This window comes from Methylomonas koyamae (genome assembly GCF_006483455.1).
Classification (GTDB): domain Bacteria; phylum Pseudomonadota; class Gammaproteobacteria; order Methylococcales; family Methylomonadaceae; genus Methylomonas; species Methylomonas koyamae_B.
Genome location: NZ_PPPU01000030.1, coordinates 1 through 13514, shown reverse-complemented (window position 1 = coordinate 13514; position 13514 = coordinate 1). Strand labels below are relative to the sequence as shown.

Below are 13514 nucleotides of genomic sequence, written 5' to 3'. Positions count from 1 at the left end.
CTTCTAAATAAAAAGGCCTAACCAAATTAGGCTAGGCCTTTAAATAAAAACATCTAGTAAAGTTAATAAGTTTATTCTGACGCAGCCACAGGCTCCGGTCGATCAACCAACTCTACATAAGCCATTGGTGCATCGTCACCTGGCCGAAAGCCGCACTTAATGATACGCAAGTAACCACCAGTTCTGGCAGAGTAGCGTGGACCCAGTTCGTTAAACAACTTAGTCACCACATCGCGATCACGCAACTTGGAGAAAGCTTGACGACGTTTTGCGACTGAATCATTTTTCGACAGAGTGATCAACGGCTCAGCAATCATTCTTAATTCTTTTGCTTTCGGAAGCGTGGTTTTAATCAACTCATGCTTAAAAAGTGAGCAAGCCATGTTGCTAAACAGCGCTTTTCTGTGGCTGCTGTTTTTGTTTAACTGTCTTCCAGATTTACGGTGTCTCATTTTTCAGTGCCTTATATTCAAATTCCAGCTTGGGATTGGTCTGCCAAGTTCTCAGGCGGCCAGTTTTCCAGCCGCATGCCTAAAGACAGTCCTTTAATAGCAAGGATGTCTTTTATCTCAGTGAGCGACTTCTTGCCTAAGTTGGGAGTCCGTAACAGTTCGACTTCTGTTCGCTGGATTAAATCGCCGATATAAAAGATATTTTCTGCTTTTAGGCAATTCGCTGAACGAACCGTCAGCTCCAAATCGTCTACCGGACGTAATAGTACGGGGTCGAAAGAGTCCTCTTCTACCGCAACTTCCTCTTGAACTTGCTCGTTGACCTTTTCGAAATCAACGAAAACAGAAAGCTGATCGTGCAAGATTGACGCGGCCGTCTTTATCGCATGCTCTGGATCTACAGTGCCATTAGTTTCCAACTCGATAACTAAGCGATCGAGATTGGTCCGCTGCTCAACCCGGGTGCTCTCTACGTGATAAGCCACTTTAACAATCGGACTGAAAGCGGCATCCAACATGAGAACGCCAACGGGAGCGTCGTCGAACGATTCCTTTCTGACGCTTGCTGGAACGTAGCCACGCCCTCTTTCAACTTTAATTTTTATGTTTAAGCCGATATCTTGGGTAACGTTAGCGATGACCAATTCAGGATTGGCGATTTCAACGTTATGAGGCAATTCTATATCACCAGCAGTAACAACACCCGCTCCCTTTTTTGATAAGGTTAATGTTACCTCGTCTTTAGAATGGACAATTACCGCCAGCTTTTTCAAATTCAAGATGATATCGATAACATCTTCTTGAACGCCTTCGATCGTGGTAAATTCGTGCAGCACACCATCTATAGATATTTCTGTAACTGCGCAACCAGGAATTGAAGAGAGCATGACCCTTCTCAAAGCGTTGCCGAGCGAGTGGCCAAAGCCTCTTTCAAGCGGCTCGATCACAATCCGCGAATGATTGGCCGATTCGTTTACGACTTCAACTAATCTTGGCTTAAGAAGGCCACCAATAGAACTCTGCATATATTGTATCCTAGCCCTGTTTATTACTTAGAATAGAGCTCGACAACCAACTGTTCGTTGATGTCAGACCCCAAATCGACGCGATCAGGCACGGATTTGAATACGCCGCTCATTTCTTTAGCGTTAACTTCCACCCATACCGGAAAGCCGTATTGTTCCGCAACGACCAACGCATCCTTAATTCGCTGTTGACTCTTGGCTTTCTCTCTGATTTTAACCTCGTCGCCTGCGGAAAGCTGATACGAGGGGATGTTGATCAGACGATCATTGACCAAGATTGCTTTGTGCGACACCAACTGCCTAGCCTCTGCTCGAGTGGCCGCGTAACCCATGCGATAAACAACGTTATCCAGCCTGGACTCCAGGAAATCCAACAAATTTTGACCAGTCGCGCCTTTCTGCAAGTCGGCCGCTTTGTAATAATTTCTAAATTGCTTTTCCAAAACGCCATAAATCCTGCGCAAACGCTGCTTTGCGCGCAATTGCATAGCGTAGTCAGAGTTTCTCGTGCGCTTAGCCCCATGCTGACCGGGACGCTGATCCAATTTGCACTTACTCTCCAGAGATTTACCTCTGCTTTTTAAAAAAAGATCAGTGCCCTCTCTGCGACTTAACTTACACGCAGGACCAAGATATCTTGCCATTATTTACTCCACTACCTAAACGCGACGCTTTTTTGGAGGACGGCATCCGTTGTGAGGAATCGGAGTCACATCCACAATATTCGAAATTTTAAAGCCCATGCTGTTTAATGAACGAACAGCGGACTCCCTGCCTGGACCAGGCCCTTTGATCATGACGTCGAGGTTTTTCATGCCATATTCCTGCGCCACCGCGCCGGCTTTCTCAGCGGCCACCTGAGCAGCAAATGGAGTACTCTTTCTCGACCCGCGAAATCCGGAGCCACCTGACGTAGCCCAGGACAAAGCGTTACCTTTCCGGTCTGTAATTGTAACGATCGTATTATTAAAGGAAGCATGAACATGCACTATGCCGTCTGCAACTTCCTTTTTTATCCGCTTCTTAACTCGATTTTGGGTTGCCATCAAATTGCCTATCTATTTTAATTACTACTTGGTGACCGATTTACGAGGCCCTTTTCTAGTCCTCGCATTTGTCCGAGTCCGCTGACCTCTCAACGGCAACCCCCGACGATGCCGAATCCCGCGATAGCAGCCAAGATCCATAAGTCTCTTTATGTTCATAGAGACTTCCCTACGCAAATCGCCTTCGACGGTCATACCAGAAATGACTTTGCGTATTGCCTCAACTTGATCTTCAGTCAGATCCCTGATTTTGACAGCGGGGTTAACCCCTACTTCACTGCATATATCTCTAGCAGTCTGCCTACCAATTCCGTAAATAGCTGTTAAAGCTATCTCCGCATGCTTATGATCAGCCACGTTTATACCAGCAATACGAGCCATTCAAACACTCCAAAAACGATACTATAAGGTTAAACGGAGAAGTATAACACTCCGAAAAATAAATCGCAAAAACAACTAACCTTGTCTTTGCTTGTGACGACCATCTTTACAGATGACCCTTACTACGCCATTCCTTTTTATAACTTTGCAGCTCTTACAAATGGCTTTAATTGAAGCACGTACTTTCACGGCTAACTCCTTAAATTAAGATTTCTTCAGATTGGCTTTTTTCATCAACCCTTCATACTGTTGAGACATCAGATGGGTCTGCATTTGCGATATAAAATCCATTACAACCACAACAATGATTAACAGTGAAGTACCGCCAAAAGAAAATGGAACATTCCAATAAACAATCAGAAATTCGGGCAACAGGCAAATCAATGTGATGTAGACTGCGCCAATCAGGGTAAGCCTAGTCATTACTTTATCAATGTAACTAGTGGTATGCATCCCCGGCCTGATACCAGGCAAAAAGGCACCGGATTTCTTTAGGTTCTCCGCTGTTTCTTTAGAATTAAACACCAGCGCGGTGTAGAAAAAGCAAAAAAATACTATAGCCAACGCGTAGCACAAGACGTAGACAGGCTGACCGGGAGAGAGAACAGATGCCACATCTTGCAACCACGAAAAACCTTCTACATTACCGAACCAGCCTGCAATAGTTGCTGGAAACAAGATAATACTTGAAGCGAAGATAGGCGGTATAACGCCAGCCATATTTAATTTTAAAGGCAAAAACGAACTCTGCCCTGCGTACACCTTATTGCCCTGCTGACGCTTGGGGTAATTAATCGTGATCCGTCTTTGTCCGCGCTCAACAAATACCACAATGCCTGTGACAAAAATCGCTAACGCGAAAAGCAACACAATAAATGCACCATTCATCTCTCCAGTACGAGCAAGCTCCAACGTCCCACCTATTGCAGAGGGAAGTCCTGATACGATACCGGCGAAAATTAGTAGCGATATGCCGTTGCCAATTCCACGCTCTGTCACCTGTTCACCAAGCCACATCAGAAAGATTGTCCCAGTTACTAACGTAATGGTGGTAACAACCACGAACCCTAAACCGGGCTGCAAAACCACAGCAAGTCCGCCTGCGGTTTGATTTTGCAACGCTACAGAAATACCCACCGACTGAAACATCGCCAGAACAACCGTCCCGTAGCGCGTATATTGAGAGATTTTTCTCCTACCAGACTCACCTTCTTTCTTTAACTGCTCCATCGCGGGAATAACGATAGTCATCAACTGCATAATGATGGAGGCAGAAATATAAGGCATGATGCCAAGCGCAAACAAGCTTAGCCTCATCAAAGCCCCGCCGGAAAACATGTTGAACATGTTTAAGATCGAACCGGACTGCTGCTCAAACATTGTAGCAAGCGCCTTTGGATCAATCCCGGGAACCGGAATGTGAGCACCAACCCGATACACAACAAAAGCGCCTAAAACAAACAGCAACCTAGACTTTAGCTCCCCAAAACGGAAAGCACCCGCGGAAACTTCATAACCTTTAGCACTCACCTATGCCTCTACTTTGCCACCAGCAGCTTCTATTGTTGACTTCGCACCTGCAGTTACACCAAGGCCTTTCAAAGTTAAACCTCTTGACAACACACCCGTATTGACAACCTTAACTTTCTTTGTGAACACAGGGACAAGATTACTGCTAATCAAAACCTGAAGATCTACAACGTCAACGTTTAGTGAACTAATTTCGCTCAACCGTACTTCTGCGGAAAACTTCTTGGTGCGAGAGGTAAAACCAACTTTAGGCAGCCTCCTTTGCAAAGGCATCTGCCCCCCTTCAAAGCCTACCTTATGGAAACCCCCAGCACGCGCTTTTTGCCCTTTGTGACCGCGACCGCAGGTCTTGCCGTCAGTAGAGCCTATTCCGCGACCAACGCGCTTAGCCTTTTTTCTTGCGCCGTATGCAGCCTGTATCGTGTTTAAAAACATTTAGACTTCCTCTACTTTAAGCATATAAGCGATTTTGTTAATCATGCCTCTATTTTCAGGAGTATCGCTCACCTCAACAACTTGACGAATTTTGCTTAATCCCAAGCCTTTCAGGCATTGTTGATGACTTTTCAATCTACCATTTTTACTTTTAGTCATCATTACGTTTAACTTTTTGCCGGACATGTCTTCTTATCCTGTAATTTGCTCAACAGTCAAACCGCGTTTAGCGGCAATCCTCTTCGCATCCTGCATAGCAGTGAGACCGTTGATCGTAGCTCTGACAACATTAATTGGATTACTAGTACCTATGCATTTGGCCAGTACATTGTGCACACCTACAACCTCAAAAACCGCACGCATAGCCCCTCCAGCGATAATACCAGTACCTTCCGACGCCGGCTGCATATAGACTTTAGCCGCACCAGTGTTGGACATAATGGAATATTGCAAAGTACCTTCCTTCAGCGCGACTTTTCTCATATTTTTTCGTGCTTGCTCCAGGGACTTCTGGATTGCTACCGGCACCTCCCTGGCCTTTGATACGCCGTAACCGACCCGACCGTCGCCGTCACCTACGACTGTAAGAGCAGCAAACCCAAATACCCTACCGCCTTTAACCACTTTTGCCACTCGACGAACAGAAACTAATTTCTCCTGCAAACCGTCGGTACTACCTTGAGATGGTGCTGTTGCCATAATCTTCCCCTAGAACTTCAACCCGGCTTCGCGAGCAGCATCTGCCAACGCTTTCACACGGCCATGATATTTAAAACCCGATCGATCAAACGCGACCTCCTGAACCCCAGCAGCCAGGGCTCGCTCCGCAATTAGCGTACCTACTGCTGTCGCCGCATCGATATTACTGGTATTTTTTACCTTTGTTTTAATATCCGCGAGCACAGTAGAAGCAGAAGCGAGGGTCATTGTTCCATCAACACTCAACACTTGTGCATAGATATGCTGTGAAGTGCGATGTATGGTCAATCTGTTGACGTTCAGTTTCTTGATTTTGCAACGAAGCTTTAGCGCTCGCTTTAGCCTGGAATTTTTCTTATCCATTTTGTTACCTATTTCTTCTTGGCTTCTTTTCGAGCCACATATTCATCGGCAATTCTGACACCTTTACCTTTGTAAGGCTCCGGCGGCCTGAAAGCGCGAATTTCAGAAGCCACTTGCCCCAGTTTCTGCTTGTCGCTACTTTTTACCAAAAGCTCGGTTTGTGACGGCGCCTCAACGGTGACACCTTCGGGAATCAGATATTCCACTGGATTGGAATAACCCAAAGACAAAGTCAGGAGATTATCTTTGACCTGCGCCCTATAACCGACGCCAACCAAAAGCATCTTCTTAACGAAGCCCTCCGAAACACCCTTAACCATATTGTTGATTGACGCGCGAGCAGTACCGGCATGCGCCTTCGCACCTTTCACCGCGCTATCCCATTTTACGCTGATAACATTGCCGCTCAATTCAAGTTCAACTGATGGCGAAAGGCGGAATGAAAGCTCACCCAGTTTGCCTTTTATGACTGTGTGTTTACCGTCCAGTTTTATCTCTACGCCGGCCGGCAATACAATCGGCGCATTAGCTACTCGTGACATGATATATCCTTTAAAACTCTTAGCAGACGGTACAAATGACTTCGCCGCCGTGCCCAATGGCACGAGCAGCCCGATCAGTCATTACGCCGTTTGAAGTTGATACGATCGCAATACCGAGGCCGCCGAGAACTTTTGGAAGCTCGTCTTTAGATTTGTAAATCCTCAAACCCGGCCTACTAATTCTTTTCACACTCTCAATTACCGGGACACCGTTGTAATATTTGAGCTCGATTGTCATCTCTGTATGACTACCGTTTACTTCGGTTTTGTAATCGTTGATATAACCCTCTTCTTTTAAAACTTTTGCTATAGCAAGCTTTAATTTAGAGGACGGCATTTTCACGCTCTTTTTACCAGCAGACTGACCATTTCTTATTCTGGTCAACATATCTGCAATAGGATCTGTCATACTCATTATTAATTCCCCAACAACCTTTTACGTAACGATAGTTACCAGCTAGCTTTAGACAGACCAGGCACATCGCCTCGCATGGTCGCTTCTCTAAGCTTATTCCTGCTCAACCCAAACTTTCTATAGTAACCATGAGGTCTACCGGTGAGCTTACAGCGATTACGTAATCTAGATTTACTAGAGTCCCTGGGTAATTTTTGCAGCTGAATTTGCGCGCTTTCCTTCTCCTCGAACGTCGCATTTGGCGAACGTATAACTCCCTTTAACGCACTGCGTTTGCTGTCGTATTTTTTAATTAAACTAGCGCGCTTTGATTCGCGAGCTATCATCGATTTTTTTGCCATCAGTGCACCCTCAGCTTTTAAATGGAAAATTGAATAACTTCAACAACGCCAGACCTTCCTCGTCGGTTTGGGCTGTCGTAGTGATGCAAATATCCATCCCTCGAAGGGTGTCGATTTTATCGTAGTCGATTTCCGGGAAAATTATTTGCTCCTTAATACCGACAGAATAGTTCCCTCTGCCATCGAAACTTTTGGAACTCATCCCTCTAAAATCACGAATACGCGGTATAGAAATGGTAATTAACCTATCCAAAAACTCGTACATTCTATCGCTACGCAAAGTCACCTTACATCCAATAGGCATGTCGTCGCGGATTTTAAACCCTGCTATAGATTTACGCGCCAAAGTAACTACGGCCTTCTGTCCAGAGATTTTCTCCATATCAGACACGGCAGATTGCAGCACTTTCTTGTCCGCTACCGCGCCACCAACACCCATATTAAGAGTGATTTTGGTTAATTTAGGCACTTGCATTACGGTTTTATATCCGAATTGACTTATCAATGCCGGCACTATTTCTTCTTTGTATTTCTTTTCTAATCTCGACATAGCTTGTCTCCTCAATCACCGATAGTTTCATTGTTAGATTTAAAAAACCTAACTTTTTTGCCATCAGCATTCAACCTAAAACCGATCCGATCAGCTTTTTTTGTTTTGGGATTGAATATCGCTATATTCGAAATATGAATGGGCATATTTTTGTCTACGATGCCGCCAGAGATACCGAGGTTAGGATTGCCTCTTTGGTGCTTCTTGACCAAATTAACACCTTCGACCAGCACTCTATTATTTTCAAGCACTTTAGAAACCCGTCCAAGCTTACCTTTTTCTCTTCCAACGCAGACAATAACTTCGTCACCTTGTTTTAATTTTTGCATCTTTAGGCCTCCGTCTTATAGCACTTCTGGGGCGAGAGAGATAATTTTCATAAACTTATCCCCTCTCAGCTCGCGTGTGACAGGCCCAAAGATACGTGTACCGATTGGTTGCAGTTGGTTATTTAAAATTACCGCAGCGTTACCGTCGAATCTAATCACTGAACCATCAGCTCTACGAACACCTCTTTTTGTTCTTACGACCAAGGCATTGTAAACGTCGCCTTTTTTCACGCGGGTGCGAGGCATTGCGTCTTTAACACTGACTTTGATGATGTCACCGATACCGGCATAGCGGCGATGCGATCCTCCAAGAACCTTGATACACATGACCTTTTTTGCGCCACTATTATCGGCGACGTCAAGGCTAGTTTGCATCTGAATCATTTTTAAATTCCCAACTAAAGATATTAATTATTTGTTGGAAGCCTCGACGACTTCCAGCAACTTAAACGATTTATTTTTCGAAATCGGTCGACACGAAGCGATTGTTACTATATCGCCCTCTTGGCAAATATTGTTCTCGTCATGCACCAGCAGCTTCGTAGACCGTTTGATATATTTGCCGTACACCGGATGCTTCACCAACCGTTCGACTAAAACCGATGCTGTCTTATCCATTTTGTTGCTAACGACGCGTCCGGTTACTCTACGTGTACTTTCTATGTTTTCGCTCATGATCACGCCCTCGCCATTTCACTTAAGATCGTATTAATGCGAGCAATTTGGCGCCGAACGGTTTTTACTTGACTAGATTTACTTAACTGCCCGGTACCTTTCTGCATTCTTAAATTAAACTGCTCCTTGGACAACTCCAACAACGTCCCTTTCAATTCGTCTTTACTTTTGGTTCTCAGTTCTTTTGCTTTCATTACATTATTGTCCGAGCAGAAAACGTTGTTTTTACAGGTAACTTCGCAGCTGCAAGCTCAAAAGCCTCACGGGCCAACTCTTCAGAAACCCCTTCAATCTCGAACAGCATGGTGCCTGGCTTAATTTGAGCAACCCAGTATTCTACACTACCTTTACCTTTACCCATACGAACTTCTAATGGTTTTTTGGTAATTGGCTTATCTGGAAAAATACGGATCCAAATTTTACCACCACGCTTAACATGCCTGCTGATAGCTCGCCGAGCCGCCTCAATTTGGCGGGCCGTCATTCTACCACGACTTATAGATTTCAAACCATACTCACCGAAGCTGACTGAGGACCCACGCAACGCGGTGCCGTTATTACGTCCGGTATGTTGTTTACGAAACTTTGTTCTTTTTGGTTGAAGCATTTTGTCTATTCCCCTTCAACTTATTTTTTTGAATCTGCGTTGAGCGAAGCGGTATGGGCATCCATATCGAACACCTCACCTTTGAATATCCAGACCTTAATACCGATGATTCCGTAAGTGGTTTTCGCCTCTGCGGTTCCGTAATCGATGTCAGCCCGCAAGGTGTGCAGCGGGACGCGCCCTTCACGGTACCATTCAGTTCTGGCGATTTCAGCACCGTTTAAACGTCCCGCCACGGTGATTTTGATACCTTCCGCACCCAATCGCATAGTGTTTGTCACCGCCCGCTTCATTGCCCGGCGATACATAATCCGTTTTTCCAACTGTTGGGCAATACTCTCTGCAACTAAGTACGCGTCGAGCTCAGGCTTTCTAATTTCCTCGACATTCAGTTGTACGGGAACCCCCATCATCGCGGAGATATTCTGACGCAAGATATCGATATCCTCGCCTTTTTTCCCAATTACGATGCCGGGCCGCGCAGTGTGCACAGTTATATTTGCATTGTTAGCAGGTCGATTAATCTGGACACGACTAACTGAAGCGTGCGCCAATTTTTGCTTGATATATTCACGAACTTTCAAATCTTGCAGCAGAAGCACAGGGTAATTCTGGCTATTTGCATACCATCTCGAAGTCCAATCTTTTACGATCCCGAGACGAATCCCAGTGGGATGAACCTTTTGTCCCATCTTATACCTCTATTTCTCAGCTACTTTGATTGTTATATGGCAAGTTCTTTTCAGAATGTGGTTGGCGCGCCCCTTTGCTCGAGCAGAGATTCTCTTCATTGTGCGCCCTTCGTTCACGAAAACGGTAGAGACTTTTAGTTCGTCTATGTCTGCGTTTTCGTTATGCTCGGCGTTCGCTATAGCTGATTCAAGAACTTTTTTGAAGATTGCAGCCGCTTTTTTGGAGCTGAAATTCAAAAGGTTTAAGGCGTTTTCAACAGGCAACCCTCTAATCTGATCTCCTACCAAACGCGCTTTCTGCGCAGACAAGGGAGCGTTACTCAATTTAGCCGATACTTCCACGTTCACTCCTTATCTGGATTTTTTGTCAGCGATATGGCCTTTATAAGTTCTCGTCGGGGAGAACTCACCTAATTTATGACCGACCATATTTTCAGAAATCAACACTGGCACATGTTGCTTACCATTGTGCACCGCAATGGTCAGCCCCAACATATCAGGGCTGATCATCGAGCGTCTAGACCAGGTTTTAATCGGTTTCCGATTATTTGTTCTCACCGCCTCTTCAACTTTTTTAAGCAAGTGATGATCAATAAATGGACCTTTTTTAATTGAACGTGGCACGTCAGATACCTCTTATTTTTGCTTACGGCGTCTGACAATCATGTTGTCAGTACGTTTATTTTTACGGGTTTTGTAGCCCTTAGTTGGAGTTCCCCATGGCGACACAGGATGGCGCCCGCCTGAAGTTCGGCCTTCACCGCCCCCATGCGGGTGGTCAACCGGGTTCATGGCAACGCCTCGAACTGTAGGCCTTACGCCTCTCCACCTCTTGGCGCCAGCTTTACCCAGGGAAATCAAATTGTGCTCAGAATTCGAAACTTCGCCAACCACACCTTTGCAGTCGGAAGGCACTTTTCTCATCTCACCGGAACGCAATCTTACTGTCACATAAGCGCCATCCTTAGCCACCAATTGGACAGAAGTACCTGCGCTTCGTGCCAACTGAGCACCTTTGCCGGGCTTCAATTCGACACAATGCAGGGTGGTACCCAGTGGCATATTACGTAACGGCATGCAATTTCCAACTTTGACGGGGGTGGTTTCGGAACTTAGTATTTCCTGACCAACTTCTATCCCTTTGGGCGCTATTATGTATCTCCGCTCACCGTCTTTAAATAAAACCAGTGCGATGTTAGCTGTTCTGTTTGGATCGTATTCTATTCGCTCGATAATGGCCGGAACATCAGCTTTATCGCGCTTGAAATCGATAATACGATAAAACTTTTTGTGTCCCCCACCGATGTGGCGGGTTGTCACTCTACCCTGATTGTTACGTCCACCAGTATTGCTCTTTTTGTCTAGTAGTTGTGCAAATGGCTTACCCTTATGCAAATCATTATTTTGTACACGTACTACAAACCGAGAACCTGGAGATGTCGGCTTTGATTTTAGAATAGCCATGCTCTTCTACCGCTCCTATTTGCTTTAAAAAGTTATGCTGTTGCAAGTTCGATATTGTGGCCCGACTGCAATTTCACATATGCTTTTTTCCAGTCTGAGCGCTTACCCAAAGCGCGTCCGAAGCGCTTGATTTTTCCTTTGACGTTTAATACGCGAACCGATTCGACTTTCACGTCGAACATCAACTCGACTGCTTTTTTAATCTGCAGTTTGGTTGCTGTCTTTTGCACTTTAAACACAAATTGATTATTTTGGTCCGCGGCATTTGAGCTTTTTTCCGAAATGATCGGCGCGTACAAAACGTTCGCTAATTTAACTTTTTGTTCACTCATGCTAAACGCTCCTCAATTTGCTTCAAGGCTGTAGCCGTTGCTATGACTTTATCAGCGGCAACTAGCGACACCGGGTCGATACTAGTAGGTGTTACCACCGCTACATATGGCAAATTCCTTGCCGCCAAAATCAAATTTTCGTTCAGGTCATCCGCCACGACCAGCAACCGTTTGGCTTCGATACCTTTAATTTTTGACAAGAAGTCTTTTGTTTTTGGGGATGCCGGCACGATGTCATCACAAACTGCGATCCGTCCCTGACGCAATAATTCTGAGAATATGGATCGGATACCGACCTTGTACATTTTTTTGTTCAACTTCTGGTCGAACGAGCGCGGCTGAGCCGCGAACGTGACACCACCCGTGCGCCAGATCGGGCTGCGGGTTGTACCGGCACGCGCACGGCCAGTGCCTTTTTGGCGAAAGGGCTTCAAACCGCCACCGCTAACGGCAGAGCGGTTTTTTTGCGCCTTTGTGCCAGCGCGTGCACTTGAAAGATATTTAGTGACCAATTGATGGACCAAGGTTTCATTGAAATCCTGACCAAATACTTCATCTGACACATCGAGTGCCTGAGAGGAACCGCCACCGTTGATTGCAGGTATTTGTAATGCCATAAATTAACCTTTATTGATCATTTTCACCGCAGGGGTGATAACCACGTCGCCGCCTTTCGCCCCGGGAACGGCGCCCCTAACCAGAATCAAATTGCGCTCGACGTCTATGGCGTGAATCTTCAGATTTTGAACAGTCGTCTTAACTGCCCCCATGTGGCCGCACATTTTTTTGCCTTTAAATACTCGTCCTGGCGTTTGGTTCATACCACTGGAACCGGGCACCCTGTGCGAACGAGAGTTACCATGAGTGGCATCCTGCGTTCTAAAATTGTGGCGCTTAACTGTACCTGCAAAGCCCTTACCGATACTCGTACCGGCAACATCGACAATTTGCCCTGCGGAAAATACGTCAACCTTGAGCTCAGCACCAGGGACTAACTCCCCACCCTCATTCTCGCCGAGACGAAACTCCCAAAGCCCCCGACCAGCTGTGACATTGGCAGAAGCATAGTGACCCGCCATTGCTTTATTGACCTTAGAAGACTTTACATCGCCTGCAGCCACCTGTACGGCCCGGTAACCGTCGTTTTCGACGCTCTTTACCTGAATGACTCGGTTTGAGTCGATATGAAGCACGGTTACAGGTACAGAAGAACCATCTTCGCAAAAAATTCTGGTCATACCACATTTACGACCAATAAGACCTATTGACATCTGCCAATCCCTCTAATCTATAACTTTTCGTTATTTCAGCTTAATTTGAACATCAACCCCAGCCGCCAGATCAAGCTTCATCAAGGCGTCAACAGTCTTATCGGTAGGTTCGACGATGTCCAACAACCGTTTGTATGTTCTCAATTCGTATTGATCGCGCGCGTCTTTATTGACGTGTGGCGAAATCAGTACAGTAAAGCGCTCTTTTCTAGTAGGCAAAGGAATCGGGCCTTTCACTTGGGCGCCGGTCCGCTTTGCTGTTTCTACTATCTCTCCCGCCGACTGATCGATCAATTTATGATCAAAGGCTTTCAATTGGATTCTGATAGTTTGATTTGCCATCTTCAATTACTCGACAATAGAAG

The 13514-nt window shown here is 45.6% G+C and carries 28 protein-coding genes; all 28 read right to left on the bottom strand.

Annotated features, from left to right (window positions below; genetic code table 11):
• Positions 1-71 precede the first annotated feature (71 nt).
• Positions 72-452 (bottom strand): 50S ribosomal protein L17, encoded by a 381-nt coding sequence (rplQ, locus tag C2U68_RS16275; protein WP_140913526.1) that lies wholly within the window; start codon positions 450-452, stop codon positions 72-74.
• 17 nt (positions 453-469) lie between these two features.
• On the bottom strand, positions 470-1477 hold the full coding sequence (locus C2U68_RS16270) for a DNA-directed RNA polymerase subunit alpha (RefSeq protein WP_140913525.1): 1008 nt from the start codon (positions 1475-1477) through the stop codon (positions 470-472).
• 23 nt (positions 1478-1500) lie between these two features.
• Complete coding sequence (rpsD, locus tag C2U68_RS16265) at positions 1501-2121, bottom strand: 30S ribosomal protein S4 (protein WP_140913524.1); 621 nt, start codon at positions 2119-2121, stop codon at positions 1501-1503.
• A 15-nt stretch (positions 2122-2136) separates the two neighbouring features.
• Positions 2137-2523 (bottom strand): 30S ribosomal protein S11, encoded by a 387-nt coding sequence (gene rpsK, locus C2U68_RS16260; protein WP_020484822.1) that lies wholly within the window; start codon positions 2521-2523, stop codon positions 2137-2139.
• 24 nt (positions 2524-2547) lie between these two features.
• Positions 2548-2904 (bottom strand): 30S ribosomal protein S13, encoded by a 357-nt coding sequence (gene rpsM, locus C2U68_RS16255; protein WP_140913523.1) that lies wholly within the window; start codon positions 2902-2904, stop codon positions 2548-2550.
• Positions 2905-2979: 75 nt separating this feature from the next.
• Complete coding sequence (rpmJ, locus tag C2U68_RS16250) at positions 2980-3093, bottom strand: 50S ribosomal protein L36 (protein WP_081607976.1); 114 nt, start codon at positions 3091-3093, stop codon at positions 2980-2982.
• Positions 3094-3108: 15 nt separating this feature from the next.
• A complete protein-coding gene (secY, locus tag C2U68_RS16245) occupies positions 3109-4434 on the bottom strand; it encodes a preprotein translocase subunit SecY (protein ID WP_140913522.1) in 1326 nt (441 codons plus the stop codon).
• Positions 4435-4869, bottom strand: a complete 435-nt coding sequence (gene rplO / locus C2U68_RS16240) for a 50S ribosomal protein L15 (RefSeq protein WP_140913521.1) — start codon at positions 4867-4869, stop codon at positions 4435-4437.
• Positions 4870-5055, bottom strand: a complete 186-nt coding sequence (gene rpmD, locus C2U68_RS16235) for a 50S ribosomal protein L30 (protein ID WP_140913520.1) — start codon at positions 5053-5055, stop codon at positions 4870-4872. It abuts the gene before it with no gap.
• A 6-nt stretch (positions 5056-5061) separates the two neighbouring features.
• Positions 5062-5568, bottom strand: coding sequence for a 30S ribosomal protein S5 (gene rpsE, locus C2U68_RS16230; protein ID WP_140913519.1), 507 nt, complete (start codon positions 5566-5568; stop codon positions 5062-5064).
• A 9-nt stretch (positions 5569-5577) separates the two neighbouring features.
• Complete coding sequence (gene rplR, locus C2U68_RS16225) at positions 5578-5931, bottom strand: 50S ribosomal protein L18 (protein ID WP_140913518.1); 354 nt, start codon at positions 5929-5931, stop codon at positions 5578-5580.
• Between the two features lie 8 nt (positions 5932-5939).
• Complete coding sequence (gene rplF, locus C2U68_RS16220) at positions 5940-6473, bottom strand: 50S ribosomal protein L6 (protein ID WP_140913517.1); 534 nt, start codon at positions 6471-6473, stop codon at positions 5940-5942.
• A 19-nt stretch (positions 6474-6492) separates the two neighbouring features.
• Positions 6493-6888, bottom strand: a complete 396-nt coding sequence (rpsH, locus tag C2U68_RS16215; RefSeq protein ID WP_140913516.1) for a 30S ribosomal protein S8 — start codon at positions 6886-6888, stop codon at positions 6493-6495.
• Positions 6889-6923: 35 nt separating this feature from the next.
• A complete protein-coding gene (rpsN, locus tag C2U68_RS16210; protein WP_140913515.1) occupies positions 6924-7229 on the bottom strand; it encodes a 30S ribosomal protein S14 in 306 nt (101 codons plus the stop codon).
• 10 nt (positions 7230-7239) lie between these two features.
• Positions 7240-7779, bottom strand: a complete 540-nt coding sequence (rplE, locus tag C2U68_RS16205) for a 50S ribosomal protein L5 (protein WP_140913514.1) — start codon at positions 7777-7779, stop codon at positions 7240-7242.
• An 11-nt stretch (positions 7780-7790) separates the two neighbouring features.
• Positions 7791-8108, bottom strand: coding sequence for a 50S ribosomal protein L24 (gene rplX / locus C2U68_RS16200; RefSeq protein ID WP_140913513.1), 318 nt, complete (start codon positions 8106-8108; stop codon positions 7791-7793).
• Between the two features lie 15 nt (positions 8109-8123).
• Complete coding sequence (gene rplN / locus C2U68_RS16195) at positions 8124-8492, bottom strand: 50S ribosomal protein L14 (RefSeq protein ID WP_054759259.1); 369 nt, start codon at positions 8490-8492, stop codon at positions 8124-8126.
• A 27-nt stretch (positions 8493-8519) separates the two neighbouring features.
• Positions 8520-8783, bottom strand: a complete 264-nt coding sequence (gene rpsQ, locus C2U68_RS16190; RefSeq protein WP_140913512.1) for a 30S ribosomal protein S17 — start codon at positions 8781-8783, stop codon at positions 8520-8522.
• Positions 8784-8785: 2 nt separating this feature from the next.
• Positions 8786-8977 (bottom strand): 50S ribosomal protein L29, encoded by a 192-nt coding sequence (gene rpmC / locus C2U68_RS16185; protein ID WP_140913511.1) that lies wholly within the window; start codon positions 8975-8977, stop codon positions 8786-8788.
• Complete coding sequence (rplP, locus tag C2U68_RS16180) at positions 8977-9390, bottom strand: 50S ribosomal protein L16 (protein WP_026602118.1); 414 nt, start codon at positions 9388-9390, stop codon at positions 8977-8979. The genes rpmC and rplP overlap by 1 nt, the downstream gene beginning before the upstream one ends.
• A 20-nt stretch (positions 9391-9410) precedes the next feature.
• A complete protein-coding gene (gene rpsC / locus C2U68_RS16175; protein WP_140913510.1) occupies positions 9411-10082 on the bottom strand; it encodes a 30S ribosomal protein S3 in 672 nt (223 codons plus the stop codon).
• Positions 10083-10091: 9 nt separating this feature from the next.
• On the bottom strand, positions 10092-10424 hold the full coding sequence (gene rplV, locus C2U68_RS16170) for a 50S ribosomal protein L22 (protein ID WP_140913509.1): 333 nt from the start codon (positions 10422-10424) through the stop codon (positions 10092-10094).
• A 9-nt stretch (positions 10425-10433) separates the two neighbouring features.
• Complete coding sequence (rpsS, locus tag C2U68_RS16165) at positions 10434-10706, bottom strand: 30S ribosomal protein S19 (protein ID WP_064042135.1); 273 nt, start codon at positions 10704-10706, stop codon at positions 10434-10436.
• 12 nt (positions 10707-10718) lie between these two features.
• A complete protein-coding gene (gene rplB, locus C2U68_RS16160) occupies positions 10719-11546 on the bottom strand; it encodes a 50S ribosomal protein L2 (protein WP_140913508.1) in 828 nt (275 codons plus the stop codon).
• A gap of 32 nt (positions 11547-11578) precedes the next feature.
• Positions 11579-11878: a 50S ribosomal protein L23 gene (gene rplW / locus C2U68_RS16155; RefSeq protein ID WP_140913507.1), complete on the bottom strand. Its 300-nt coding sequence runs from the start codon at positions 11876-11878 to the stop codon at positions 11579-11581.
• Positions 11875-12495 carry a 50S ribosomal protein L4 gene (gene rplD, locus C2U68_RS16150; protein WP_140913506.1) on the bottom strand — a complete coding sequence of 207 codons (621 nt, stop codon included), beginning with the start codon at positions 12493-12495 and terminating at the stop codon, positions 11875-11877. The genes rplW and rplD overlap by 4 nt, the downstream gene beginning before the upstream one ends.
• A 3-nt stretch (positions 12496-12498) precedes the next feature.
• Complete coding sequence (rplC, locus tag C2U68_RS16145; RefSeq protein ID WP_140913505.1) at positions 12499-13149, bottom strand: 50S ribosomal protein L3; 651 nt, start codon at positions 13147-13149, stop codon at positions 12499-12501.
• Between the two features lie 30 nt (positions 13150-13179).
• Positions 13180-13491: a 30S ribosomal protein S10 gene (gene rpsJ / locus C2U68_RS16140; RefSeq protein ID WP_020484801.1), complete on the bottom strand. Its 312-nt coding sequence runs from the start codon at positions 13489-13491 to the stop codon at positions 13180-13182.
• Positions 13492-13514 lie beyond the last annotated feature (23 nt).